The following is a 21,215-nucleotide window of genomic DNA, read 5'->3' on the forward strand; positions in this document are numbered from 1 at the left end:
GGTAAGTCAAATGGTAGACAGCCATGTCCATGACGCCTTAAAGTCCCGACGGTATCAACATTCGTTCCCAGTAGGTGGCCACCGCAACGGCGTTGGTGCCGCGGGGTGATAAGTCGGAGGAAACATGCGCACGTCGGCCAGAGTCACCGCCCTTCTCGTGTCCGCCGCAGCGCTGTTCGGCACCGCACTCTCCGGAGCCGACACCGCGTCAGCTGCGAGCACCATCTACCTGATCAAGAACGACAAGCTCGGCATGTGCGCCACGCCCAAGGGTGGCAGCGGGGCCCGGAACACGCAGGTGACCCAGTGGACCTGCAACGGCGACCCCTCCCAGAAGTGGTTCGCGGTGCTCTCGAGCACCGGCTACGAGCTCATGAACTACGAGAGCGGAATGTGTCTGATCCCGTACGGCGGCAGCTCCAGCCAGGGCGCCAACCTCGTCCTGTGGGACTGCAATCTCACCGCCAACGAGAAGTGGTTCGGCGTGGGAACCCAGACCCTCATGAACGCCGTCTCGGGCCGCATCATCTCCACGGCCGGCAACAGCAAGTCCAACGGTGCCTACCTCACCCAGCAGTCGGACGTGAACGCGAGCCCCGGCCAGCAGTGGTTCGCCGAGCACTGAGCCGCCCGGCTCCGCCCCCCGCTGTCCGGAAGAACCGCGTCCAGTAGCGCTGTCGGCGGCGAGATGCCGAGCCCGGAGCGGACCTGCGCTTCCAGCCCCTCGGAGCGTTCGGGCGGCCAGGTTCCGGAACAGCGGGGCGGAGGCGGGCCAAGCACCATCAGACGTGGGGTGAGGGCGATGGCCTGCTCCCGCCACCGCTGTCCAGATCACCGCTGCCGGATCACGGCGGACTACCCCCCCCGCCCGCGCGGGGAGAACTGACCAGGGGAAGTAACGCCCGGCTGACCACACCTGCGGCGCAACTTCTGCTGTCAGGGTTCGGTCCTCTTTCCGTGCACACGTTCGCAGGGAGTGGTGAGTCTGCAATGGATGCAGAGCATGTGACCATAGCTGCAGGTGGGGGGCTTTACTCCAGAACAGTGAACAGTGGGCAGTCGGCGCTGGTGTTCACCGTGCTTTTCTTTGTGATCGTTGCTGCTCTCTATCTCATTCTTCGCCGCAGGCGGTGAGGCCGGGCCGCGGTCGACGGCTCCCACATCCGGGCGTTAAGGGGGGCCCCAAGGCAGGACGAAGCCCTGTCGATAGCGGCAGAACCGGCAGCAAGCACCACCTGACCACCGACGCCACCGGTATGGTCACCCAGCTCGTCCCGCTGCTTCAACGCTGGGTCGTGGAGCGTGCGTTCGCCCATCTGCACTGGTTTCGTCGGCTGCGGATCCGGTGGGAGATCCGCGACGACATCCACGAAGCCTTGCTGGCCCTCGGCTGTGCGCTCATCTGCTGGCGGCGGCTTGTCTCCCTACCCTGACAGCAACGGCACCCAGTAGCTCATCACCTGGTGCAGCCGCTGCCGGTGGTCGGCAATCCAGTCGTCCGGCGGGACGAGGGGGACGCGCACGGTGACCATCGACCCCGACTCGTCGTCAACGACCACCTCCGGGCAGTCACGCTCACCGGTGAGCTGGATGAAGATGGACGGCCCCCTGCTCATCTTCATCCAGGCGACGTCTTCGCCGGCGTCGAGTCGGCCCAGTGCGTCGGCCCAGCTTTCCAGCTTGGAAACGGACAACGCCAGATCGATGCGGCCGGACACGAAGGGCGTCCTGACGACGATCTCGGCATCGAGTCCTGCGGTCCACCTGGTATCACGTCCCAGGACGTTGACCGTGACGCTGTTCCCCTCGTCATCTGAGAGGGATATGAGCTCCCTCGGAGAACTGTCGTCCATAGTTGCCCTTTCATCGCCGAGTACTGAGCGATCCTCGCCTGGACGGAGCCCATCCTTCATCTCTTTTTGTGAGAAGTTCCAAGAGCTCGCCACGATCATGTGCCCGTGGAGTGGACAGGCCGGTCGGGGTGTGGACTGGCATCCTCATGCGGATGAGCGAGAGACGGTTGGCGTTGCTGTCGTAGCCCTTGTCGCCGAGCAGGGCGTCGGGCTGCTTGCGCGGGTGCCCGACCCGGCCGTCGACCAGGGCGATGAGGGCCGCACTCCACGCTGGGGTGCGGCCCTTGGTGCGTGGGGTTACGAGGTCCAGCCGCCGTACGGCACGGTGATGAGTTCCATGGCGTGGCCCGCCGGGTCCATGAAGTACACGCCGCGGCCACCATCGTTGTGGTTGATCATGCCGGGCTGCTTCCGGTAGGGGTCGGCGTAGTGCTCGATGCCGTGCTGCCTGATCTGCGCGTACGCCGCGTCGAACTCCTCCTCGGAGATCAAGAAGGCGTAGTGCTGGGAGGTGATGCCGTCCGCAGGGATCGTGGCGAAGTCCAGCGTGACGCCGTTGCTCAGGCCGACCGCGATGAACGGGCCCCACTCGGCGGTGATCTCAAGGCTGAGCAGCTTCGCGAAGAATTCCGCGGACTCCCGGTTGTCCCGGGCGTGGACGATCGTATGGTTCAACTCGACTGACAAGGAATGCTCCGAAGGCATGTCCCGACACCTCCATGCCTCACCCAGCCGGTGACCGACACGCGATGTCGCCGTAACCCTAGTCGCTGTCGTCTACCTAGTGGGTCGGGGGTAGTTGATGAGGGCGGCGGCGGCCGGGGCGCGGGTCACGGCTGGACGCTGGGGCCTCCGGGCCGCGAGCGCCACCGCCTTGGGGGGATCAGTAGGTGAAGTCGATGCGCAGCCGCGTCTGCTTCAGTTCTGCGATGTACCAGGTGCCGGCGATCTTCACGAAGCGCCCGTGGTAGTGGCCGAATCCGTGCATGCCCATGGGAACAGGCGCGCCGTCGGGGCCCACCGCCTTCTCCTCGCGCTCGACCCGGTTGACGATGTCCTCCATCGCCCAGGTGCCGCGTGCGGTGTTCTCCGACTCCACGTCGATCTCGTCGGAGAAGAGGTGGTGGATGAGCACATCACCGGGGATGTTACGGCTGCCGATGGATGTGGCGATCCCTTCGCGCCCCTCCATGCGCATCCACATGGAGCCGTCGGGCTTGTAGGGGGTGAACGTGCCGTCCGGAGTGAAGAGGCCGGCCAGGTCCTCGAAGCGATGGTGATCGGCGTTGTAGACGTAGCGTGCCATCACACGTCTGATGTCTTCGATGGCGATCAGCCGGTCGGTGTCGTTCATGAGGTTCTCCTCTTGCGTCTGGTCGGGCATGTCGGCCCGGAAGGGGCCGAGTGGGACCGTTGCGGCGGATCCCGCACACCTCGGGGAGGGCGTTCAGCGCAGCTTCCGGTAGGAATCGCGCAGGTCGTCGACCCAGAACTCGGGGTTCTCGTAGGGGCCGAAGTGGCCGCCCTCCTTGTGGACGTAGAAGTCGCGGACATCCCCGTAGAACCTGCCACCGCCGGCCTTGAAGATCGCGATGCGCTCCTCGGCGCTGTCCACACCGGGGAAAGCGTCGCCCAGCTGCATCGTGAAGCTCGCCGGTGCCTGGACGTACGGCTCCCGCTTGTTCGCGGGTTGCGGCGGGTAGAGGCTCGCGTTCTTGTACGCCCGGATCGAGGTACCGATGGACTCCGTGACCCAGTAGATGGTGGCGAAGGTCAGGATGTCGTCGACGGGCCAGGTCGCTTCGAAGTCGCCGTCGCGGTCACTCCACTTCTTCCACCGCCGCAGTATCCAGGCGAGCATGCCGGCAGGGGAGTCGTTCAGACCGTGGGTGAGGGTCTGTCCGTCCAGCAAGTGGGCGGCGACGTGGGAGACGTAGGTGTCATGGAACTTCAGGGTCCGGGCCCGTGAGTCCTCGGGGAGGTCCTCGGTCCGCTGTCCGTTCGTGAGGTCCCAGTAGCGGTCGCCCTGGAACATCGCAGGTGGCATGTCTTTGGCAAGGTGGATGCCGTAGAGCGAGTCGGCGTACTTGTGGCCGAGCCTGGCGCCGACGAGCGCGCCGTAGTCGGCGGCGCCCACGCCGTACTTCTCGTAACCGAGCACCCTGGTCATCAGGGTGTGAAACCGCTCCGCCATGCTCGCGTAGTTCTCGCGCGGATTGGTCAGCGGGGTGGAAAAGCCGAAGCCGGGCAGGGACGGCACGATCACGTCGAAGGCGTCGGCCGGGTCGCCGCCATGGGCGGCGGGGTCGGTCAGGGGGCCGATGACCTTGTTCCAGTGCCAGTAGGTCCACGGCCAGCCGTGCATCAGGATCAGCGGGACCGGGGCCGGGCCCTTGCCGCGCTCGTGGATGAAGTGCACCGGGGTGCCGTCCACGTCCAGGCGGTGCTGGTTGAAGGAGTTCAGCTTCGCCTCGACGGCACGCCAGTCGAAGCCGTCGGCCCAGAACTCCACGAGAGGCCTGAGGTAGGCGGTGCTCAGCCCGTAGACCTCGTCCTCGTTCTCCGGGTCGGAGGCGAAACGGGTGGTCCTGAGGCGGGAGCGCAAATCGTCCAGGACGTTCTGCTCGATGTGGACGGCGTACGGCTCCAGGGGGCGGCCGAGGCCGGAATCGGTGGTCATGACGGCGTGTTCCTTCTGATGAGGAGATGCGCGCTGCGGGGCCGCGACAGGGGCCATTGCGCGGAATGCCACACACTATGTACCGTTCAGTACATTCGGCGGTCAGCACCCAGCATCCACCGCGCAGATTGGACCGTCAAGTACAGAAATATGTGCGCATCCCCACACCGGGCCGAGCGGCGACGACTTCGCGGGAGGGTCGGCCTCTGGACGCCGGCTACGCCCCCACCCTCCTGAGCTGAACCGGTCCATCCGCATCGACCGCAACACTGTGCGCTACGCGTGGACCGTCGCACGACCGTGCGCCACTCGTCGAGGCGCCGGCCGGCTTCACCTTTCTCACCGGCGACGTGTGAGGATGAATGGATGAATCGTGGGATGACGGCGAAAGGACTGGCCACGCGCCAGCGCATCGTCCTGGCCGCCGCCTTGCTGATTCGTGAGAAGGGCACAGCGGAGACGACACTGAGCGACGTGGGCACTGCCACCTCCACCGGTCGCAGTCAGCTGTTCCACTACTTCCCGAACGGCCGGATCGACGTGCTCGTGGCGGTGGCCCGATACGAGGCGGAACAGGTCCTGGAGTCCCAGCGGCCCCACCTGGACGACCTCGGTAGCTGGGAGTCCTGGCAGGCATGGCGCCAGTCAGTGCTGCGCCACTACGACATGTACGGGCGCAAGTGCCCCCTGGGCAGTCTGACCTCCGAACTCGGCAAGACCTCCCCCGAGGCGGAGCACATCGTCACGGAGCTCTTCGTGTCCTGGGAAGCGGCCCTGCTCCGCGGCACCACCGCGCTGATCCCCGACCACGAAAGGGCGACCGACTGCGCGAAGAGCATCCTGGCGGCCATCCAGGGCGGCGTGGCCCTGCTCAGGGCGACCAATCGGATGGACTACCTCGACCGGGCCCTCGCTCTCGCCATCGAGCCGATGCAGCACGCGTAGCCGGCCGCCCTCCCGCTCCGCCATGGCGGTCGGTACAGCCCGCGGACGGACTCGTCAGTGACGCGCCAGCGGCCAGGTTTCCGCAGGTCGGACGGATCAGCTCGGGTCGACGACCAGACGGACCGGGCCATCCCCAGCCTGGACCGTCCAGCCGTCTGCGTGCGAGGCGAGCACAGTGCCGGGAGGCCCCGGGGTTGCCGCCTGGCCGCGGGGCGACACCGCGGTGGCCTCTCGGACCGTGCCCGTGTGGCCGGCCAGCTCGATCCTCGCCTGCGGTGCGAGGACGTTCAGCGCTGCCACCTTGCGGCGGAGCACTGAGACCGGCTCGGCGATGTCCAGCACCCGCTCCCGTTCGGTGAAGGGCGCCGCGTGGGTGGCCAGTGCCCCGTCCTGGGGCTCTCCGGAGTCCCCCGCGAGGGCGCGGGCGGTACCCTCCTCGATGACCTCGACGAACATGTCCCGCCAGCCGGCCATCAGTCCCCAGGCTGACCCGGTGGGCGCCCGTTGCCATCGGACAAATGGCGTGTCTCCTCGGGCAGTTCTGCGGAAGGCGTCTTGCCTGGCACGTCAGACCAGGGCAGGAGATGCCTCCGTCATGGCCACGTCCAGCCGGACGGAGCGGCGGGAACCGGTTGGCCGGCGTTCGCCGCCTCGGCGGCCCTGCGGATCGCCTCCTGCACCTCATCACGCGCGAACAGCGGCATGGACAGTGCGTACAACTGGCTCAGGGCGGCCTCGTGACCCGCAGAACGGCGCAAGGCCAACAAGGACTTCGTCGCGGCGTAGGTCGCGGTGGGGCCCTGGCTCGGGCGGTCGGCCCAGGCCACGGCCTCCGCCGTCAGGTCCGCGTCCGGCACGACCTTGGAGAGGAGGTTCCACCCGGCGAGGCGGTGCGCGGGTTGCGGATCGCCGAGCGCGACCACTTCGAACGCCTTGGTGGGCCCGATGCGCTCGGCGAGCTGGAGAACTCCGCCCTGCAGCGTCATGATGCCCAGATGCGCCTCGGGGAAGGTGAAGCGCGCGGATTCCGCCGCCAGGATCAGGTCGCAGCTCAGCGCGAGTTCGAAGCCGCCGCCGGCGCAGGTCCCCTGAACGGCGGCAATGGTGGGGAGGGGAAGGCGCTCCAGCTTCTGCAGCGCGCGGAAGTAGACGGCGACTTTCGGCTGCAGTTCCTTCGGTGGGACACCCACCCATTGGCGCACATCGCCGCCGAGGCAGAAGTCGGCGCCGGCGCCCGTGACGAGGAGCGCCCTCGCCCCGCTGGCCGCCACCTTGTCCACCGCCGTGTCGAGCTCCTCCCGCATCTGAAAGCTGATGCGGTTTCCCGAAGGGCCGTCCAGGGTTATCGTCGCCACCGGATCGTCGGTTTCCACCGCTACGAACGTCACACGATCACTTCCGTTCCGGCTTCTGCGGCGCAGAACTCGGCACCTGCGTGGTCCCGTCCGCTGCGACAATGCCGCCGTGCCACTACCGCGATGTGGGCACCGAGGAAAATTCAACGCTAGGTGTTGCTGGCCATGACGTTAGTGACGCTCGTGCGGAGGCGTGAGGCTGGAGGACGGTTCCCTGCGGTGGTGTGAGGCCGGTGGTAGTTGTAGTGGACGTTCCAGACCGCGATCGCCCGGGCCCGCTCTGCTTCGGAGGTCCAGGTGCGGGCGTAGAGCATCTCTTCAGCGAGGGTGCGCTGGTAACGCTCGACCTTGCCGTTGTGCCGGGGCGTGTAGGGCTTGGTCCGCTGGTGGCGGGAGGCCCCCGAGGTCACGGAGCGCACGAAGACGGCGGCGCGGTAGTTGGCGCCGTTGTCGGTGACCACGCGCACGATCCGGTGGATGCCGTGGGCGGCGAAGAACGCTCGGGCGCGGCTGAAGAACGCCACGGTGGTGGTGGCCTTCACATCGGGTAGGGGCTCGGTATAGGCCAGGCGGGAGAACCCGTCGACAGCGGAGTGCAGGTAGATGTATCCGCCCCTGGCGCCGGCGGCCTTCGCTCGCTGTGCATTCCGGGCATGTTCCGAGCCACGGCCGCGCGCTCGCCACCCGCCGCCGTCTGGGATGCGTCCGGCCTTCTTGACGTCCAGGTGGACCATGTGGCCTGGGTAGCGGGCCGTGATCCGTTTTGACGGGCGCCGGTTGATGGACCCGTCGGGGTCGAGGAACCGGCGGTGGTTGATGCCCAGGCGGGTCAGCCACCGGCCCACGGTGCCTTGTCTGATCCGCACGCCACAGTTCGCGAGTTCGAGCGTGATCCTTCGGGCGGACCACTTGTTGTCCCGTCGCAGCCGCTCAATTTCTTCCACAATCTCGGGTGGGGTCTGGGTCGGTGAGGAGTGCGGGACGCTGGAGCGGTCCTGCAGCCCGGCCTCGCCGTATGTGTCGTATCGGTTCTTCCATTTGGACAGGCAGGCGCGGGAGACGCCGGCTTCGGCTGCCACATGGGCGATTGGACGGCTGCGGCAGCGTTCCACGAGCCTTCGGCGTCCTTCAATGTTCAGGGGAGCGTTCGCGTGTGTCACTGGAGCACCTCGGCGCTTTGGCCGGCCGTGACGACAGCGCGGAGGGGGATTGCGATGAGTAGTGCGACAGCGACCAAGAGCCCGCTTGCCCACATCGGTCCGAGGTCCCCGGCCTCGGTGCTGAGGGTGGTCGCGGCGACGAGGGGGCCGGCGGCGGCGCCGATGTTGAGTGCCGCGGTCGCATACGAGCCGGCCATGGTGGGAGCTCCCGCCGCCTCGTAGAGAACCCGGGTGATCAGCGTGCTGCCCAGTGCGAACGACAGCGCGCCCTGCACGAACACGAGGGTGCACAGGGCGACCGGCCTGTCGGCCAGCACCGCCAGGGCCAGCCAGCCCACGAGGAGCAGCGGACCACCGCCCGCGATGACCAGACCGGGATGCTGGTCGGACAGTCGCCCGGCGACGGTGACGCCGACGAAGGAACCAGCACCGAAGAGCACCAGAACTACAGAGATCCACAGCTCGCCCAGCCCGGCGGTATCGGTCACCACGGGGGCGAGGAAGGTGAAGCTTCCAAACGTTGCCGCGTTCACCAGCGCGCCGAGCAGCATCGCCATGATCAACCGTGGCCTTGGGAGCAGGGCGAGCTCCGCTCGCAAGGCCGGCCCGCCCGTCACTTCTTCCTTCACATATCCCGCCGGGATGCCCTTCAGGATGCCGAGCGCCGCAGGCAGGCAGAGAAGGGCGACGGCCCAGAATGTGGCTCGCCAGCCGAGCACCGCACCGAGTACCGACCCGCCAGGGACACCGGCGATCGTGGCCACCGTCGTGCCCGACAGCAGCAGGGCCAGCGCACGTCCCTTCTTGTCGGGCGGCACCAGGGCAGCGGCAGCCGTCAAAGCGACCGCAAGGAACCCTGCGTTCGCGAGCGCGGCGACGACTCGGGTAGCGAACAGGACCGGGAAGCTCCCGGAGATGGCCCCCGCAGCGTGAGCTGCCGCAAAAGTAAGGATGAATCCGAGAAGGCTGGAGCGCCTGGGCCAGTTGCGGGCAAGCGCGGCCACAAGGGGAGCGCCGATGACCATGCCGATTGCGAAGGCCGAGGTGAGCACACCTGCTGTCCCGACAGTGATGTCGAAATCTGAGGCGATGTCGGGCAACAGGCCAGCGAGCATGAACTCCGACGTGCCCATGGCGAAAATCGCCATGGCAAGCAGGTACAGCGGGAAAGGCATCGAAGGCTCCGAGGTGAGGAGAAGCACGAGAAGGTCATCTCGTCACCGCGGCCAGCCCCACGGGCACACTCGTCCCACCACAGAATGCGGCGCAACGACAGGGCTACGAGCTCAGGGCTTCAGGGGGCTGACGGCGTGACCGAAAGCCCCCAACTTGTCTGACTCAGGACTCGACATGGACTGCACGCTACCCGACCGATACCCGTCTAGGCACCTGGGTTGCACCACATCGACCTGTGTCACCAACGTCATGTCCCGCAACAGCTAGGCGCCGTAAGGAACCCGTGCAACTCGTGACGAACGGGCCGCGCAGGTCAAGGGTGATGCCGCGCCTCGCGCCTGCGGTGGGACGAGATCGTCCCGGGGACGGGCAGGTGGTCAGGCCCGGGACTCGTGCCCTGCGGCACCCGGGAGGACCGGGTTCATTCGTGCTGCCGCCCGTAGTGAGGTTCCGCCGGCCCCGCGTGGATACTGGCTGGCATGCGCATTGACTTCGATCCGAACGAACTGGACCGTGGAGCCTTCTACAAGCTCCTGACCTCGGTGGTCGTTCCTCGGCCGATCGCCTGGGTGTCGACGACCAACAAAGACGGCTCGTGCGACAACCTCGCGCCGCACAGCTTCTTCTCGGTGTCCTGTGTGAGCCCGCCCGTGGTGCAGTTCACCTCGGTGGGGCGGAAGGACTCGTTGCGGAACGTCGAGGAGAGCGGGGAGTTCGTCGTCAACCTCGCGCCCGAGCACCTCTTCGAGGAGATCAACGCGACGGGTACCGAATTCCCGCGCGGGGTGAGCGAATTCGACGAGGTCGGGATCGCCAGGGAGCCGAGCACGCGGGTGAAGGCGCCGCGGGTCGCCGCGTCGCCGGTGGCCCTGGAGTGCGAGTTGCACAGCACCGTCAGGCTCGGGGACTCCACCGTGGTCTTCGGGCGGGTCGTGCACGCGGCGGTGTCCGAGGCGGTGATGACCGGCGGGCTGCCGGACGCGCTCAAGCTGCGGCCGCTGGCCCGGTTGGGCAAGGACGAGTGGAGCACCCTCGGCGACCTGCCGGAGATCAAGCGGATCTCTCTGCCGGAGTGGCAGGAGGGACGGCGTCGCTGACCGCCGGGACCTGCGTGCATGCGGCCGGGACCCGTACGCCGCCCGGCCCGTCGGGCACGTCGCCCGGCGCATCGGCCGCGGTACGGGAACGGGCGCGTGCGCCGCGGGCCACGACCGCCGCGGCCACTCCCGTGACGCCCAGGAAGCCGAGTGCCAGCAGGAAGACCGGTGAGGTCGGGGACGCGGCGCGGCTGCCGGCCACCACGTAGGCGGCGGTGTTGGCGGCGCTGCCCGCGGCGGTCGCGGCGAGGAACGGCAGCAGCCGGATGCGGGAGACGGCAGCGGCGTAGTTCGCGGCGGCGAAGGGCACCCCGGGGAAGAGCCGCAGTGCCAGCGTGCTGCGGAAGCCGTGCCTGCTCAACTGCCGGTCGAGGGACAGCGCGACCCGGCCGCGCAGCAGCGGGCGTACCGCGTCCCTGCCCAGGAAGCGCCCGAGCAGGAAGGCCAGGCCCGCGCCCAGGACGGTGCCGCCGATCGCGGCGGGCAGCCCGGCGTGGATGCCGTAGAGGGCCCCGGCAGCGGCGTTGAGCAGCGGGCGGGGTACGAAGGCGACGGTGCACAGGCCGTAGGCGACAGCGAAGAGCAGCACCGCCGTACCGCCCGAGGCGTGCGGTTGCCAGCCGTGCGCCGTCATCAGCCGCTGCGGGTGCCAGGCCAGCACCCCGGCGGCGGCCGCGGCCAGCAGCAGTACGAGCAGCGCGAATCTGGCCCACGGCGACAGCAGGACGCGTGAGCAGCGGGCGGTGAGACCTACGCGGTGCGGCACCTGGGGAGCCTAACCGTTCCGCCTGCCGTCCTGCTGACGCACCGGCGCCGGCCGGGGCCCCGCGCACGCCGTTACGGGCCTTCCGCCGCCGCGGGCTCCCTGCTCCCGGCGGGTGCGACGGCGGCGACCACCGTCGCACCGGAGGGCGCACCGCGGTCCAGGACTCCCGCGGTCACCGCGACCGCCAGGCCCACCACGGTGAGCGCGGCTCCGACCAGCGCGGGCGAGGTCCAGCCCCATCCGGCCGCGATGGCGGCACCGCCCAGCCAGGCGCCGCCGGCGTTGGCGAGGTTGAAGGCGGAGTGGTTGGAGGCGGAGGCGAGGGTGGGGGCGCGGCGGGCCTTGTTCATCACCAGCATCTGCAGCGGTGTGGTGGTCATGAAGCCGACCGCGCCCAGGACCAGGACCGCGACGGGGGCGGTCGCCTTGGACTGGGCGGCGTAGTGGAAGCCGACGAGGACCACGGCGAGCGCGGCCAGCGAGCCGTAGAGCGTCGGGCGCAGGGCCCGGTCGGTGAGCCAGCCGGCGGCGAGCGCGCCGAGCGTCATGCCGATGCCGAACAGCGCGAGCAGTACGGTCACGGTGGCGTCGGCGTAACCGGTGACCTCGGTCATCATCGAGGCGAGGTAGCTGTAGACGGCGAACACCCCGGCGAAGCCGAACACCGCGGTGAGCAGCCCGAGCAGCACCTGCGGCTCGCGCAGCGCCTGCAACTCCTGGCGGACGCCGCCGTGTTCCTCCTCGGGCTGCTGCGGCACGAGCAGCGCGAGCGCGGCCAGCGAGAGCAGCCCGATCACGGTCACCACCAGGAAGGTGGCCCGCCAGCCCAGGTTCTGGCCGAGCAGGGTGGCGGCGGGCACGCCGACGATGTTGGCGATCGTCAGGCCGAGGAACATCGCGGCGACCGCGCGCGCCCTGCGGTCCTCCGCGACCAGCCGCGCCGCCACCACCGCGCCGACGCCGAAGAAGGCGCCGTGCGGCAGTCCGGCGAGAAACCGTCCGGCGAGCAGCGTCCCGTAGCCGGGGGCGACCGCGGAGGCCGCGTTGCCGACGGTGAACAGCGCCATCAGCAGCAGGAGCATCCGCTTGCGCGGAATGCGGGCGCCGAGCCCGGTGAGCAGCGGGGCGCCGACGACGACGCCGAGCGCGTAGGCCGAGACCAGATACCCGGCGGTGGGCACCGAGGTGCCCAGGTCGTCGGCGACGTCGGGCAGCAGGCCCATCATCATGAATTCCGTGGTGCCGATACCGAAGGCGCTCACCGCGAGGGCGAGGATGGCCAGGGGCATGGAGCTTCCTTCGAACGGGGTGGGGACGGCGGGCCGCCGGTGGGACGGCCTAAGTTCAACCGCGGAACAAATTCTCTCACCCTGCGGATTCCCCCACGTCACCGGCGGGTGACGGTAGACCGACACGCAGGTGTCGGACCTACGGGCCCGGCGGGTAAAACCGTTCGACGCGCGGGCGTTGGCCCGTCATCATCGGTGACATGTTCCGGCTCGCCTTCCTCGCAGACGCCACCGCAGCAGCGGTCGCGTCGAAGGCTGCCTGCGCCGCCCCGGCCGCATCCGCCGCCCGGGCCGCCTTCCGGAACGCATCCTTCGACGGCGCCCGACGCTGACCCTCCCCGGACCGACGTCCGGCAGGACCCCGCACGGGGAGGGTCGGCCAGGCCCAGGGGTCCACGACAGATCGGCGTCCCAGGAGGAGACACCGTCATGCCCAAGCAGGCGTACGTACGCACCAAGCCGCACCTGAACATCGGCACCATGGGTCACGTCGACCACGGCAAGACCACCCTCACCGCGGCCATCACCAAGGTCCTCGCCGACCGCGGCAGCGGCACCTTCGTGCCGTTCGACCGCATCGACCGGGCGCCGGAGGAGGCGGCCCGCGGCATCACCATCAGCATCGCGCACGTCGAGTACGAGACCGCGACCCGGCACTACGCGCACGTGGACATGCCGGGACACGCCGACTACGTCAAGAACATGATCACCGGCGCGGCCCAGCTGGACGGCGCGATCCTGGTGGTCTCCGCGCTCGACGGTGTGATGCCGCAGACCGCGGAGCACGTGCTGCTGGCCCGGCAGATCGGGGTGCGGCACATCGTGGTGGCGCTGAACAAGGCGGACGCCGGCGACCCCGAGCTGACCGACCTGGTCGAGCTCGAGGTGCGCGAACTGCTGGCCGCGCACGGCTACCCCGGCGAGGAGCTGCCGGTCGTGCGGGTCTCCGGGCTGCGCGCGCTGGACGGCGACCCGCGCTGGACGGCGACGATCGGCGAATTGCTCGACGCGGTCGACGGATACGTGCCGGTGCCGGTGCGGTACACCGACGCGCCGTTCCTGGTGTCGGTGGAGAACGTCCTCACCATCACCGGGCGCGGCACCGTGGTGACCGGTGCGGTCGAGCGTGGGACGGTGGCGCCCGGTGACCGGGTGCAGCTGCACACGGCGGCGGGGGAGGTGCTGACCAGCGTGGTCACCGGTCTTGAGACCTTCGGCAGGCCGATGGACTCGGCGCAGGCCGGCGACAACGTGGCGCTGCTGCTGCGCGGTGTGCAGCGCGGCCAGGTGCGGCGCGGCGACATCGTCGCGGCGCCGGACAGCGTCACACCCCACCGCCGCTTCACCGCGCGCGTCTACATCGTGCCCGCGGCGGAGGGAGGCCGGCACACCCCGGTGACCACCGGCTACCGGCCGCAGTTCTACATCCGCACCGCGGACGTGGCCGGCGACGTCGACCTCGGCAGTGCCGCGATGGCGCTGCCCGGTGACACGGCCGAGGTCGTCGTCGACCTCGGGCGCGCGCTGCCGCTGGAGCCGGGCCTCGGCTTCGCCATCCGCGAGGGCGGGCGCACGGTCGGCGCCGGCACGGTGACCGCACTGATCTGAGCCCTGCCGCTGCCCGGTACGTGATCACGTACCGGGCAGCGGCAGGTCCCGCGTGCGGGACAGGCGACAATGGGCCGGTGGATCAGCACGAGGACCGCCCGGCCCCGACGTCGGCGCAGACACCGGCCCGGACTCCGGACGCAGCATCGGCGCCGGATCCCGCATCGGCGCCGGACGCGCCGCGGAGCCCGGACCCCGCGCCGACCGCGGACCCCGCGCCCGCCGGGGCGCCCGAAGCCGCGCCGACCCCGGAACCGGTGCCGGTGGTCCGTACGGTGGACTTCGGGACGGCCAGGCTGCTCCCCGACATCGACCGCGAGCGGGCCTGGCTGCTCACCGTCGACGAAGCGCCGCAGTCGTACGTGGACCTCGACGACCCGGCGCACCTGGAGTTCGAGTACGTACGGCGTATCGCCTACGCCGTCGCGGCCGCCTTCCCCGCGGGCGAACCGTTGCGGGCGGTGCACCTCGGGGGAGGGGCGATGACGCTGGCCCGCTGGCTCGCCGCCGACCGGCCGGGGTCGGCCCAGCAGGTGGTGGAGGCCGATCTGCGGCTGGCCGCGCTGGTCGCCGAGGTGCTGCCGCTGCCCGATCCCTCGGTGACCGTGCACACCGCCGACGCGCGGGGCTGGCTCGCGGCGGCAGGCACCGCCACCGCGGACCTGGTGGTGGCGGACGTCTTCGGCGGCTCCCGGGCGCCCGCGGCGCTGACGTCGGTGGAGTTCGTCCGCGAGGCGCTGCGCGTGCTGCGCCCCGACGGCGTCTACCTGGCCAATGTCGCCGACGCTGCGCCGTTCACCTTCCTGCGCTCGCAACTGGCCACGCTGCGGGCCGCGTTGGCGTACGACGGCGCCGATGGCGGTGACCTGTGCCTGCTGGCGGAGCCGGGGGTTTTGCGCGGCCGCCGCTTCGGCAACGCCGTGCTGGTCGCAAGCCGCCGCCCGCTGCCGGTCCAGGCGCTGTCCCGGCTGTGCGCCGCGGACGCCTTCCCGGCGCGCGTCGTCCACGGGGCCGCGCTGTCCCGGCTCACCGGCGGCGCCGACCCGGTCGACGACGCCTCGGCGACAGCCTCACCGCGGCCGCCCGAGGGCGCATTCACCGTCGGCTGACCGGGCCCGGGCGAGTGGGCGCGGTCACACGGGGCCGCGCCGGGCCACTGGCGGGAGGCCGGGGCTCGCGTACGTACCTGTGGCGCGTCCGGCTTCGCGGACGGACCTCCGCCCATGCCGTGAGCGCGTCACCCGGCCGAGTGCGGCCCCGGCCGGTCCGCGAAGGCGTCGTCACAACGCCGCGTTGCTGTCCTGCGCCGGTGTCCGTACCGGCTGCGGGCTCGCCGGACGCGGCTTGCGCTCCATCCGGCGGACGTCAGGCAGCAGCAGGACCGCGAGGCTGAGCAGGACGACCAGCCCCGACGACCCCCACAGTGCGCGCGTACGGCCGAAGACCGACGCCGCGGGTCCTGCCAGCGCCAGCGCCAGCGGGGTCAGCGCGACCGAGCCCAGCCAGTCGAAGGCCGACACCCGGGAGATCAGGTCCTCGGGGACCTCCTGGTGGAGCGCGAGCATCCAGTTGACCGCGAAGACCTCGATCGCCACGCCGCCGCCGAACATCACCGCGGCCAGCGCCCAGGCAGGCAGCGTGAGCGCGAGCGCCGCCGAGGGCAGGGCCAGCGGGAACACCCCGAGGGTGCCGACGACCAGCATCCGGCGCGGCCGCCAGCGCATCATCAGCACCGCGCCCAGCGCCGTCCCCGCCCCGCCCGCGGCCAGCGCGAGTCCCCACGGTCCTGCGCCGCCGAGGCTCTCCCTGGAGACCAGCGGGCCGTAGACCGCCTCGACCGCGTTCACCATGCCGTTGACGACGGCGAACTGCAGCACGATGCCCCACAGCCAGGATGTGGAGGCCACCACCTGCCAGCCCTCCCGCAGTTCACGCAGCATGCCGCCGGACCGCGGTCCCCGGTCGGCGTGCGCGACGTCGATACGGGCCCGCATCGCCGCGGCCACCGCGAAGCCGGCGGCGTCGACCGCCAGCACCCAGCCGGCCCCGAAGGCGGCCACCAGCGCGCCGCCGACCGCAGAGCCGCCGATCGTCGCCGCGTTCGTGGCCAGCCGGTAGACGGAGAAGGCCTGGCCGGCGTGCGCCGGCTCGACGGTGGCGAGCAGCAGGCCCTGGGCGGCGGGGGAGAAGAAGGCCAGCGCCCCGCCGCCGACCGCGGTCAACGCCGCCATCTGCCACAGCGTGGCGTGCCCGGTGAGCACCAGCGCGGCGAAAAGCGCCTGGGAGCAGGCGTTGACGATGTTCGCAACCGCCATCACCCGCTGCCGCGGCAGCCGGTCCGCGACCGCGCCGCCGACCAGCAGCAGCACCACCATCCCCGCGGTGCGGGCGGCCGCCACCAGACCGACGTCGGTGGCGCTGCCGCCGGACTCGATGACCGCGAAGGCCGCGGCCACGGTGGCACCGGAGTTGCCGATGCCGGTGATGAACGACGCACCCACCAGCAACCGGAAGTTCCGCCCTGCCCAAGGCGGGAAACCCGGCCGGCGCGGGTCGTGGTGTTCTGCCATCAGGGGACTATCGCCGACCCCCGGCGGACTGCCAACCCATTAAGGCGACGTCAGCGGGCGGCCGCGTACGGGCGCTGCCTCCCGCTCAGCTCTTCCCCGGCCGACCCGCTCACTTCTTCATCGGCCGGATGGAACTCTTGATCTTGTCGACCACGGACTGCGCGATCTGGTCGGGCACGCCCTGCCGCGCCCACAGCACCCACACCACGGGGGTGGGCTTGTCGGGTTGGGACGGGTCGAGCCAGGCGACGGTGTACGCGATGCCGTTCGAGGAGCACTTGTCGGCCTTGGGCACCGCGGTGGTGGTGGCCTGCGCCTGCCAGCCGGTGATCCCGTAGGAGTTGTGGAACGCCTTGCTGTTCAGGGCCTTGGAGACGGTGCCCTTGCCCTTTTCCTGGAAGGCCCACTTCGCCCAGGCCCTGGCCTCGTTCTCGGCCGCTGCCTGCAGGCTCGACGCCCCGGCTCCGCCCTTGGTGCCGGCGCTCGCGCTGGAGACGCTGTTCTTGCCGTCGGTGCAGACGTCCTTCTTGAAGTACGCGGGGGCGCCCACCGCGACCTGCGGCTTGCCGGACTCGTCCCCGTAGCCGATGCTCATGCTCTCGCTGTCCACGGTCCAGTCGGGCGGCACGTCGAAGACCGAGTTGCGCTCCTGGCGCTTGACCGCCTGCCAGCCGGGGATGACCGGCGAGACGTCGGTCGACCCGGCCGGGCCGCGCGCCCCGTCGTCACCGCCGGTGGCCCCGGGCTCCAGGGTGCCGGTCGGCGCCGGTGCGGGCGCGCTCGTGGTCACGGTGGCAGGCGGCGTGGTGTGGTCCTGAGCGTCGTTCTTCTTGCCGCCGCCGGAGACCACGGCCACCGTGACCACCGCGGCGGCCACCACCGCGAGAGCCACGCCGACCGCGACCCAGACGGTCGCCTTGCCGCGGCCGCGGCCGCGGGGCGGGCGGCCGTCGGGGCCGCCTGGCGCCGGCGGACCCCAGGCCTGCGGGGTGGGATAGCCGCCGGGCGGCTGCGTGGGCGGCAGGTAGCCGGGCTGCGCGTAGGGCGACGGCGTCCCGTACGGCTGCGGGCCCGGCGCAGTCCCGTACGGCTGGGCCGGAGGCTGCTGCCCGGGCTGGGGCTGGGCCGGCTGCTGATAGCCGGGCTGGGCGTACGGGTTGGGCGGCGGCCCGTACGGTGACTGCGGTTGCTGAGGGGGATTGCCCGATGGGTTCTGCTGTCCGCCGGATTGTCCCCCCGGCTGCTGCTCTCCTGGCCACATGGCTGGAAACACTAGGGGAGCAGGGCCACGGGTTCCACGCCAGATCGTCCTACTGGCTGGTAACATGCGGGCATGTCCGACACCTTGCCCTCGATCGGCGAACTCCTGACGGCCACCGTGCCGATGGTCCGCACCCTTCGGCTGGAATATCTGGAGACCACCCCGGAGCGCGCGATGCTCGCGCTGCCCGACGACCCCGACTACCACAACCACGTCGCAGGACCGCACGCAGGCGCGATGTTCACCCTCGCCGAGTCCGCCAGCGGCGCCGTCGTGCTCGCGGCGTTCGGCGACCAGCTCGGCAGGGCCGTACCGCTGCCGGTGCGCGCCGAGATCGGCTGGACGAAGCTGGCGAGGGGTCCGCTCACGGCCACCGCCGTGCTCGGCCGCCCGGCCGCCGAGGTCGTCGCGGAACTCGACGCTGGTACCCGCCCCGAGTTCCCCGTCGAGGTGTCCGTGCAGCGGGCCGACGGCGCCGAGACCTCCCACATGACGATCATCTGGACGCTGCGCCCCAACAGCTGACGAAGAGGCCGTGCCGGGCAACCGCACCCCGGCCGCCGCCCGTCCTGAGCGGCCGCCGTGCCCGGAATGCTTTGCGCAGCCCGTCGGTTAGTCTTCCTGGAAGTGCGCCACGCGCGCACCGTCAGAGCGTTGTCGTGGGGAGGGACCGGCCGTGCACGTCCAGGACTGGCTCAACGACGTCCCACCGGTCGCTGTTTACCTGATGGTGGGCGTGGTGGTCGGCCTGGAGAGCCTGGGGATCCCGCTGCCCGGCGAGATCGTGCTGATGACCGCCGCCCTCATGTCCTCGCAGGGCCACGCCAACCCGTGGCTGGTCGCGGCGAGCGCGATCATCGGCGCGATCGGCGGCGACTCCATCGGATATGCCATCGGTCACAAGGGCGGCAAGCCCCTGCTGGACAAGCTCGGCAAGAGATTCCCCTCGCACTTCTCACCCGGCCATGTCGCCACCGCCGAGCGCTCCTTCCAGCGCTGGGGCATGTGGGCGGTCTTCTTCGGCCGCTTCGTGGCCCTGCTGCGGATCTTCGCCGGGCCGCTGGCCGGCGTGCTGAAGATGCCCTATGGCAGGTTCCTCGTCGCCAACGCGCTGGGCGGCATCGTCTGGGCCGGCGGCATCACCGCCGTCATCTACTACGTCGGCCAGGTCGCCGAGCCGTGGCTCAAGCGGTTCGGCTACGTCGGGCTCGGCATCGCCGTGCTCTTCGGCATCGGCTCGCTGGTCCTCGTCAGGCGCCGCGCCGCCAGGGTGCAGGCCGAGCTGGAAGCGCCCGCCGAGGAGATCGAAGTGGCGGCCGCGCAGCCCGGCGAGTGACCTGGTCCGAGTGACCCGGGCCACACTCCCGCCCCTGGGCCCACCCCCCGGGCCTCCACCGGACGCTGCGTACGGGCCTCCGCCGGGCCCTCAGCCCCGCCCGTCGCCGACCGCGTCCCGGTGCGCCGCCGCCAGCGCCACGTAGTGCTCGGCGTTGAGCCGGACCACCGCCCGCTCCTCCTCGGTCAGCTCCCGCCGCACCCGGGCCGGGACACCGGCGACCAGCGAACCGGCCGGCACCTGCATCCCCTGCGGCACCAGCGCCTGCGCGGCGACCAGCGAACCGGCGCCGATCCGGGCACCGTTCAGCACGGTCGCGCCCATCCCGACCAGCACCCCGTCCTCGATCACACAGCCGTGCAGCACCGCGTTGTGCCCGACCGAGACGCCCTCGCCGACGACCACCGGGAAGCCGGGATCGGCGTGCACCGAGCAGTTGTCCTGGATGTTGGAGCCCGCCCCGACGGAGATCGACTCGCAGTCGCCGCGCAGCACCGCGTGGTACCAGGTGCTCGCTCCGGCACGGAGCGTCACCCGGCCCAGCACCACCGACGTGGGTGCCACGTAGGCGGCCGGGTCGATCTCCGGGCGTACGCCGAGGATGCCGGCGACCAGCGCGCCCGCCGCCGTGCGCGGCGGGTCGGCCGGCTCACTCGTCCGGTCTGTCATCGCACACGCCTCCATGCCGGTCCGCCGCTGTCCTCCGGCACCGTATACGGTGAATCCGTGCCCAGGAATGAGAACGTGTTCCTTTCCGCGACCGCGGCTGTGACCTCGGCCGCGACCGCCGCCGCGGCCTGGCGGCGGCGGGCAGCCTCACGGCTGGTGCACCGGGCCCGGCGCTGGGCGCAGAACGCCGGCGCGGTCACCGCGGAGCGGCCAGGACTGCTGCACTTCGGCCGGATCGGCCCCGGCACCCGGCTCGCCCACCCGCTGGGCACCGTCTTCGGCGAGCGCTGGATCCAGCTGGGCGACTACTGCATCATCGGCGAGCAGGTCACCCTCACCGTCGGCCTGATGCCCACCGACGCCCTCCCGGACGGTGACGCCGGCAGCGGCTTCGGCCCTGACCCGGTGCTGCGGCTCGGCGACGGGGTGGTGCTCGGCCGCGGCAGCCACGTGGTGGCGCTCGCCCCCATCACCCTCGGCGAGAAGGTCTACTGCGGCCCGTACGTGTATCTGACCAGCATCAACCACTCCTACGACGACATCGGGCGACCCATCGGCGAGCAGTGGCCGCGGACCGCCCCGGTCGAGATCGGCGCGGGCAGCTGGCTCGGGGCCGGCTGCGTGATCCTGCCCGGCGCCAGGCTCGGCAGGAACGTGGTGGTCGCGGCGGGTGCCGTGGTCCGCGGCGAGGTGCCGGACTTCGCGGTGGTGGCCGGCGCACCGGCCCGGATCGTCCGGCGCTGGGACGAGCGCACCGCCAACTGGCAGCCGCCGCTGCGCACTCCGGCGCCGGTCCCCTTCCCGGCCGAGGCCGCCCCCGAACAGCTGCTGGACACCGGGGAGTTGGAACAGCAGGCCTGAGGGGCGGCACGCGGGTGCCGCTGCGGTTTGTTAGATTCCCCTGTATGCGCGCCCCGATCGGACCCTTCGACGACGCCCTGCCCGCCACCGAGCGCCGTGACCTGCTGCCGCCACCGGTGGCGGCAGCCGTCAGCGCCGGGATGATCCATGTGGACACCGACCCTGCGAAGGCCGACACCGCCGCCTTCGTGGCGACCTACGGCGAGGAACTGCTGCGGCAGTCCGCCAACTGCGTGGTGGTGGCCGGCAAGCGCGGCGGAGATGTCACCCTCGCCGCCTGCCTGGTGCTGTCCACCGCCCGCGTCGACGTCAACGGCGCGGTCCGCCGCCACCTCGGCGCCCGCAAGGCGTCCTTCGCCTCGATGGACACCGCGGTCGGCGGCACCGGCATGGAGTACGGCGGCATCACCCCGGTCGGCCTGCCCGCGGACTGGCCGCTGCTGATCGACGCGGCGGTGGCCGACACCTCATGGGTGCTGATCGGCAGCGGGGCACGCCGCGGCAAGCTCATCGTGCCGGGCAAGGACCTCGCCGGGCTGCCGGGCGCGGTGGTCCTCGACGGCCTCGGCGTCTGAGCCGGCCGGCGTAC

At 70.8% G+C, this 21,215-nt stretch carries 22 protein-coding genes and 1 pseudogene; 10 read left to right on the forward strand and 13 right to left on the reverse strand.

Going from position 1 to position 21,215, the window contains the following annotated elements; genetic code table 11:
- The first annotated feature begins 124 nt into the window (after nt 1–124).
- Nucleotides 125–625, forward strand: coding sequence for an RICIN domain-containing protein (locus OG702_RS33850; RefSeq protein WP_327292782.1), 501 nt, complete (start codon nt 125–127; stop codon nt 623–625).
- A gap of 512 nt (nt 626–1,137) precedes the next feature.
- Nucleotides 1,138–1,433 (forward strand): annotated as a pseudogene (locus tag OG702_RS33855) (hypothetical protein); the annotation flags it as partial.
- Here the strand turns inward: OG702_RS33855 and OG702_RS33860 are convergent.
- From OG702_RS33860 to OG702_RS33875, 4 genes are all read right to left on the reverse strand, one after another.
- Nucleotides 1,425–1,952 carry a DUF5959 family protein gene (locus OG702_RS33860; protein ID WP_327292783.1) on the reverse strand — a complete coding sequence of 176 codons (528 nt, stop codon included), beginning with the start codon at nt 1,950–1,952 and terminating at the stop codon, nt 1,425–1,427. The pseudogene OG702_RS33855 and the gene OG702_RS33860 overlap by 9 nt on opposite strands.
- Nucleotides 1,953–2,150: 198 nt before the next feature.
- Entirely contained in the window at nt 2,151–2,540 is a 390-nt protein-coding gene (locus tag OG702_RS33865) for a VOC family protein (RefSeq protein ID WP_327292784.1), read from the reverse strand.
- A 196-nt stretch (nt 2,541–2,736) separates the two neighbouring features.
- Nucleotides 2,737–3,207, reverse strand: coding sequence for a nuclear transport factor 2 family protein (locus OG702_RS33870; RefSeq protein WP_327292785.1), 471 nt, complete (start codon nt 3,205–3,207; stop codon nt 2,737–2,739).
- Nucleotides 3,208–3,300: 93 nt separating this feature from the next.
- Complete coding sequence (locus OG702_RS33875; protein WP_327292786.1) at nt 3,301–4,533, reverse strand: epoxide hydrolase family protein; 1,233 nt, start codon at nt 4,531–4,533, stop codon at nt 3,301–3,303.
- A gap of 378 nt (nt 4,534–4,911) precedes the next feature.
- Here OG702_RS33875 and OG702_RS33880 point away from each other — a divergent pair, with 378 nt between their 5' ends.
- Entirely contained in the window at nt 4,912–5,478 is a 567-nt protein-coding gene (locus OG702_RS33880; RefSeq protein WP_327292787.1) for a TetR/AcrR family transcriptional regulator, read from the forward strand.
- 96 nt (nt 5,479–5,574) lie between these two features.
- On the opposite strand, the gene OG702_RS33885 is transcribed toward OG702_RS33880, so the two are convergent.
- The 4 genes from OG702_RS33885 to OG702_RS33900 form a co-directional block, all read right to left on the reverse strand.
- Entirely contained in the window at nt 5,575–5,952 is a 378-nt protein-coding gene (locus tag OG702_RS33885) for a hypothetical protein (protein WP_327292788.1), read from the reverse strand.
- 119 nt (nt 5,953–6,071) lie between these two features.
- The gene (locus OG702_RS33890) at nt 6,072–6,866 is read right to left on the reverse strand and encodes an enoyl-CoA hydratase/isomerase family protein (protein WP_327292789.1); all 795 of its coding nucleotides are present in this window, start codon (nt 6,864–6,866) and stop codon (nt 6,072–6,074) included.
- Between the two features lie 116 nt (nt 6,867–6,982).
- A complete protein-coding gene (locus OG702_RS33895; RefSeq protein WP_327292790.1) occupies nt 6,983–7,993 on the reverse strand; it encodes an IS481 family transposase in 1,011 nt (336 codons plus the stop codon).
- Nucleotides 7,990–9,168, reverse strand: coding sequence for a Cmx/CmrA family chloramphenicol efflux MFS transporter (locus tag OG702_RS33900; RefSeq protein ID WP_327293468.1), 1,179 nt, complete (start codon nt 9,166–9,168; stop codon nt 7,990–7,992). Before OG702_RS33900 ends, OG702_RS33895 begins: the two co-directional genes overlap by 4 nt.
- 480 nt (nt 9,169–9,648) lie before the next feature.
- Here OG702_RS33900 and OG702_RS33905 point away from each other — a divergent pair, with 480 nt between their 5' ends.
- Nucleotides 9,649–10,266: a flavin reductase family protein gene (locus OG702_RS33905; RefSeq protein ID WP_327292791.1), complete on the forward strand. Its 618-nt coding sequence runs from the start codon at nt 9,649–9,651 to the stop codon at nt 10,264–10,266.
- Here the strand turns inward: OG702_RS33905 and OG702_RS33910 are convergent.
- A complete protein-coding gene (locus OG702_RS33910) occupies nt 10,220–11,032 on the reverse strand; it encodes a TVP38/TMEM64 family protein (protein WP_327292792.1) in 813 nt (270 codons plus the stop codon). The two genes, OG702_RS33905 and OG702_RS33910, sit on opposite strands and share 47 nt — an antisense overlap.
- Nucleotides 11,033–11,103: 71 nt before the next feature.
- Nucleotides 11,104–12,321, reverse strand: a complete 1,218-nt coding sequence (locus OG702_RS33915; RefSeq protein ID WP_327292793.1) for an MFS transporter — start codon at nt 12,319–12,321, stop codon at nt 11,104–11,106.
- A gap of 429 nt (nt 12,322–12,750) precedes the next feature.
- Between OG702_RS33915 and tuf the strand changes: the two genes are divergently transcribed.
- Together tuf and OG702_RS33925 are read left to right on the forward strand one after the other, a co-directional pair.
- A complete protein-coding gene (gene tuf / locus OG702_RS33920; RefSeq protein ID WP_327292794.1) occupies nt 12,751–13,929 on the forward strand; it encodes an elongation factor Tu in 1,179 nt (392 codons plus the stop codon).
- Between the two features lie 257 nt (nt 13,930–14,186).
- Nucleotides 14,187–15,038: a spermidine synthase gene (locus tag OG702_RS33925; protein WP_327293469.1), complete on the forward strand. Its 852-nt coding sequence runs from the start codon at nt 14,187–14,189 to the stop codon at nt 15,036–15,038.
- A gap of 171 nt (nt 15,039–15,209) precedes the next feature.
- On the opposite strand, the gene OG702_RS33930 is transcribed toward OG702_RS33925, so the two are convergent.
- Together OG702_RS33930 and OG702_RS33935 are read right to left on the reverse strand one after the other, a co-directional pair.
- Nucleotides 15,210–16,499 carry an MFS transporter gene (locus tag OG702_RS33930; RefSeq protein ID WP_327292795.1) on the reverse strand — a complete coding sequence of 430 codons (1,290 nt, stop codon included), beginning with the start codon at nt 16,497–16,499 and terminating at the stop codon, nt 15,210–15,212.
- A 109-nt stretch (nt 16,500–16,608) separates the two neighbouring features.
- Entirely contained in the window at nt 16,609–17,760 is a 1,152-nt protein-coding gene (locus OG702_RS33935) for a hypothetical protein (RefSeq protein ID WP_327292796.1), read from the reverse strand.
- 72 nt (nt 17,761–17,832) lie between these two features.
- On the opposite strand from OG702_RS33935, the gene OG702_RS33940 reads away from it, so the two are divergent.
- Nucleotides 17,833–18,285, forward strand: a complete 453-nt coding sequence (locus OG702_RS33940) for a DUF4442 domain-containing protein (RefSeq protein WP_327292797.1) — start codon at nt 17,833–17,835, stop codon at nt 18,283–18,285.
- Between the two features lie 151 nt (nt 18,286–18,436).
- Nucleotides 18,437–19,096, forward strand: coding sequence for a DedA family protein (locus OG702_RS33945; protein ID WP_327292798.1), 660 nt, complete (start codon nt 18,437–18,439; stop codon nt 19,094–19,096).
- Between the two features lie 90 nt (nt 19,097–19,186).
- Here OG702_RS33945 and OG702_RS33950 read toward each other — a convergent pair whose 3' ends face one another.
- A complete protein-coding gene (locus tag OG702_RS33950; RefSeq protein ID WP_327292799.1) occupies nt 19,187–19,765 on the reverse strand; it encodes a gamma carbonic anhydrase family protein in 579 nt (192 codons plus the stop codon).
- Nucleotides 19,766–19,822: 57 nt separating this feature from the next.
- Between OG702_RS33950 and OG702_RS33955 the strand changes: the two genes are divergently transcribed.
- Entirely contained in the window at nt 19,823–20,626 is an 804-nt protein-coding gene (locus tag OG702_RS33955) for an acyltransferase (protein ID WP_442814671.1), read from the forward strand.
- 44 nt (nt 20,627–20,670) lie between these two features.
- The gene (locus OG702_RS33960) at nt 20,671–21,201 is read left to right on the forward strand and encodes a YbaK/EbsC family protein (protein ID WP_327292800.1); all 531 of its coding nucleotides are present in this window, start codon (nt 20,671–20,673) and stop codon (nt 21,199–21,201) included.
- Nucleotides 21,202–21,215 lie beyond the last annotated feature (14 nt).

This window comes from Streptomyces sp. NBC_01198, from assembly GCF_036010485.1.
Taxonomy (GTDB): Bacteria; Actinomycetota; Actinomycetes; order Streptomycetales; family Streptomycetaceae; genus Actinacidiphila.

Bases quoted from the DNA above. Each gene is read 5' to 3' on its own strand.
- OG702_RS33915 (WP_327292793.1), bottom strand. From the start codon at position 12,321: ATGCCCCTGGCCATCCTCGCCCTCGCGGTGAGCGCCTTCGGTATCGGC.
- OG702_RS33870 (WP_327292785.1), bottom strand. From the start codon at position 3,207: ATGAACGACACCGACCGGCTGATCGCCATCGAAGACATCAGACGTGTG.
- OG702_RS33850 (WP_327292782.1), top strand. From the start codon at position 125: ATGCGCACGTCGGCCAGAGTCACCGCCCTTCTCGTGTCCGCCGCAGCG.
- OG702_RS33900 (WP_327293468.1), bottom strand. From the start codon at position 9,168: ATGCCTTTCCCGCTGTACCTGCTTGCCATGGCGATTTTCGCCATGGGC.
- OG702_RS33860 (WP_327292783.1), bottom strand. From the start codon at position 1,952: ATGATCGTGGCGAGCTCTTGGAACTTCTCACAAAAAGAGATGAAGGAT.
- tuf (WP_327292794.1), top strand. From the start codon at position 12,751: ATGCCCAAGCAGGCGTACGTACGCACCAAGCCGCACCTGAACATCGGC.
- OG702_RS33935 (WP_327292796.1), bottom strand. From the start codon at position 17,760: ATGTGGCCAGGAGAGCAGCAGCCGGGGGGACAATCCGGCGGACAGCAG.
- OG702_RS33885 (WP_327292788.1), bottom strand. From the start codon at position 5,952: ATGGCCGGCTGGCGGGACATGTTCGTCGAGGTCATCGAGGAGGGTACC.
- OG702_RS33940 (WP_327292797.1), top strand. From the start codon at position 17,833: ATGTCCGACACCTTGCCCTCGATCGGCGAACTCCTGACGGCCACCGTG.
- OG702_RS33950 (WP_327292799.1), bottom strand. From the start codon at position 19,765: ATGACAGACCGGACGAGTGAGCCGGCCGACCCGCCGCGCACGGCGGCG.
- OG702_RS33930 (WP_327292795.1), bottom strand. From the start codon at position 16,499: ATGGCAGAACACCACGACCCGCGCCGGCCGGGTTTCCCGCCTTGGGCA.
- OG702_RS33960 (WP_327292800.1), top strand. From the start codon at position 20,671: ATGCGCGCCCCGATCGGACCCTTCGACGACGCCCTGCCCGCCACCGAG.
- OG702_RS33880 (WP_327292787.1), top strand. From the start codon at position 4,912: ATGACGGCGAAAGGACTGGCCACGCGCCAGCGCATCGTCCTGGCCGCC.
- OG702_RS33905 (WP_327292791.1), top strand. From the start codon at position 9,649: ATGCGCATTGACTTCGATCCGAACGAACTGGACCGTGGAGCCTTCTAC.
- OG702_RS33875 (WP_327292786.1), bottom strand. From the start codon at position 4,533: ATGACCACCGATTCCGGCCTCGGCCGCCCCCTGGAGCCGTACGCCGTC.